This is a genomic window from Pseudonocardia pini (assembly GCF_013870575.1).
GTDB lineage: Bacteria > Actinomycetota > Actinomycetes > Mycobacteriales > Pseudonocardiaceae > Pseudonocardia > Pseudonocardia pini.
The window spans coordinates 1-2611 of the sequence record NZ_JACBXB010000773.1; the positions used below are offsets into that span (position 1 = coordinate 1).

The following is a 2611-nucleotide window of genomic DNA, read 5'->3' on the forward strand; positions in this document are numbered from 1 at the left end:
CTACGGTCACCTGCTCGCCGACGACCCCGGTGGACGTCGCGGGTCGGAAGGCCTGGCTGATGGACGGCGGCACGGTCGTCCGCGGGCCCGTCGCGGTGCAGACGGGGGACGCCGAGGACCCCACGCCGCTCGGCACGTTCGCCGTGCAGTGGAAGGCCGAGCAGTACACGAGCCGCGAGTACCTGGTGCAGATGCCGTACTCGGTCTTCTTCGCCCCCGGCGGTGTCGCCTTCCACCAGGGCAGGCAGGACACCCCGTCGGCGGGCTGCGTGAAGCTGGTCCAGACGGACGCGCAGGCCTTCTTCGCGTACCTCCAGGTGGGCGACGAGGTGCAAGTCACGTGAAGGTCACCCTAAGTTCTGGCCCGCGATGCTTTCTACGCGGAGTAGAATCGGCGACGTGCCGAGTCTGGGTGAGTTGGAACGTGCCGTCATGGAAGTCCTCTGGGCCGCCACCGGCGACCTGACGGCGCGGGAGGTCCAGGAGGCCCTCGCCGATCGCGAGCTCGCCACCACCACCGTGCTCACGGTGCTCGGCAGGCTGGAGCGCAAGCAGCTCGTCGAGCGCACCCGGGACGGGCGCGCGCACCACTACCGGCCCACGGCCTCGCGGGAGGACCACGTGGCCGAGCTGATGAACGACGCGCTCGACGGCGCACCGGACCGCGGTGCCGCCCTCGCCCGCTTCCTCGGCTCGATCCCGCGCGAGGAGCGCCGGAGGTTGCGGGACCTGCTCGACTAGTCCGGGGCCGCGTCCAGGAGAATGGACCGATGGCGCTCGCGGCGCTCGGCCTCCTGGTGCTCGGCGTGCTCCTCGCCGAGCCGGTGAGCCGCGGGTTCAGCCGGGCACGCTGGACCCGTCGGGACCCGGTCGGGGCGCTGCTCGTCTGGCAGGCGATCGGGCTCGCGGGCGGGCTCTCGCTCGTCGGCTGCGGCGTCGTCTACGGCCTGTCCCCGCTCGGATCCTCGCTCCCCGCCGCCGTCGGCACGCTGGTGCGGGAGTGGAACAGCGGGCACTGGCCGGAGCGGTTCGACGCGGTGCACGTGCTCGCCTTCCTCGCGTCCGTCGCGGTCGGGGCGAGGCTGCTGTGGGTGCTCGCCACCATGTACCTGCGCACCGTGCGCGCCCGGCGGCGGCACCGCGACCTGCTCGACGTCCTCGCCACGCCCTGGCCGGACTCGCCCGGAACCCGCGTGCTCGACCATCCCCAGCCCGTGGCCTACTGCCTGCCCGGGCGCAGCTCGCGGCTCGTCGTGTCGGCGGGGGTGCTGGAGGCGCTGGAGCCCGAGGAGGTGTGGGCGGTGCTCGCCCACGAACGCTCTCACCTGCGAGAACGGCACGACCTCGTGGTGCTGCCCTTCGTCGCGTGGGGGGCCACGGCCCCGTTCGTGCGGGGCATGGAGTGCGCGCAGATCGCCGTCGCCGAGCTGATCGAGATGCGGGCGGACGACGTGGCCTCGTGCAAGTCCGAGCCGCACGAGCTGGTCGGCGCGCTGAAGACCGTCGGCGGGAGCGCACCGGCGGCGGCGTTGTCGAGCTTCACGGACGCGCTCGACGCCCGGATCGAGCGGATCTCCGCCCACCCGCGCCCGCTCCCGTGGATCGCGCGGGCCGGGGTCCGGCTGGGCGCGGTGGCGCTGGTCGCGGTCCCCACGGTGCTGCTGCTCGTCTGAACTGTTGCGCGGTAATCATGTCGCGGGCGTAGCGTGGTCCCCGTGCCGTTCACCGCACCCGCTGATCTTCCCCGCTCCCTTGCCGCCCTCCGTGCCTCCGGGCACGAGCTGAAGGGCGTCAAGTCCGAGATCCGTGACAACCTCCTCGCCGCGCTGCGCGAGGGCCGCGACCCCTGGCCGGGGATCGTCGGCTTCGAGAACACCGTGCTCCCACAGCTGGAGCGCGCCCTGATCGCCGGGCACGACGTCGTCCTGCTCGGCGAACGCGGCCAGGGCAAGACCCGTCTGCTCCGCTCCCTCGTCGGACTGCTCGACGAGTGGGCCCCCGTCATCGAGGGCTCCGAGCTGGGCGAACACCCCTACGAACCGATCGCGCCCGCCACCATCCGGCGCGCCGCCGAGCTGGGCGACGACCTGCCGGTCACCTGGGTGCACCGCTCCGAGCGGTACACCGAGAAGCTCGCCACCCCGGACACGGCCGTCGCCGACCTGATCGGCGACGTCGACCCGGTCAAGGTCGCCGAGGGCCGCTCGCTGGGCGACCCGGAGACCATCCACTTCGGACTGGTCCCGCGGGCGCACCGCGGCGTCGTGGCCATCAACGAGCTGCCGGACCTGGCCGAACGCATCCAGGTCGCGCTGCTCAACGTGATGGAGGAGCGGGACATCCAGGTCCGCGGCTACACGCTGCGGCTGCCCCTGGACATCCTGCTCGTGGCCTCCGCCAACCCGGAGGACTACACCAACCGCGGCCGGATCATCACCCCGCTCAAGGACCGCTTCGGCGCGGAGGTGCGCACGCACTACCCGCTCGAGGTGTCCGACGAGGTCGACCTGGTCCTGCAGGAGGCCCACCTGGCCGCCGAGGTGCCCCGGCACCTGGTCGAGGTCGTGGCCCGCTTCACCCGGCACCTGCGCGAGTCCTCCGCCGTCGACCA

4 protein-coding genes are annotated in these 2611 nt (G+C 72.8%); all 4 read left to right on the forward strand.

Translation table 11 applies throughout. The annotated features are described in order from the left end of the window. On the forward strand, positions 1-344 hold a 344-nt coding region (locus tag H5J29_RS28700; RefSeq protein WP_181784106.1), incomplete at its 5' end, for a L,D-transpeptidase. Positions 345-399: 55 nt separating this feature from the next. Continuing rightward, the gene (locus tag H5J29_RS28705) at positions 400-741 is read left to right on the forward strand and encodes a BlaI/MecI/CopY family transcriptional regulator (protein WP_181784107.1); all 342 of its coding nucleotides are present in this window, start codon (positions 400-402) and stop codon (positions 739-741) included. A gap of 29 nt (positions 742-770) precedes the next feature. Beyond that, positions 771-1673 carry a M56 family metallopeptidase gene (locus H5J29_RS28710; RefSeq protein ID WP_181784108.1) on the forward strand — a complete coding sequence of 301 codons (903 nt, stop codon included), beginning with the start codon at positions 771-773 and terminating at the stop codon, positions 1671-1673. A 42-nt stretch (positions 1674-1715) separates the two neighbouring features. Further along, positions 1716-2611, forward strand: an 896-nt coding sequence (locus H5J29_RS28715) for an ATP-binding protein (RefSeq protein ID WP_181784109.1), incomplete at its 3' end; no start/stop codon positions are given.

Bases quoted from the DNA above. Each gene is read 5' to 3' on its own strand.
- H5J29_RS28710 (WP_181784108.1), top strand. From the start codon at position 771: ATGGCGCTCGCGGCGCTCGGCCTCCTGGTGCTCGGCGTGCTCCTCGCC.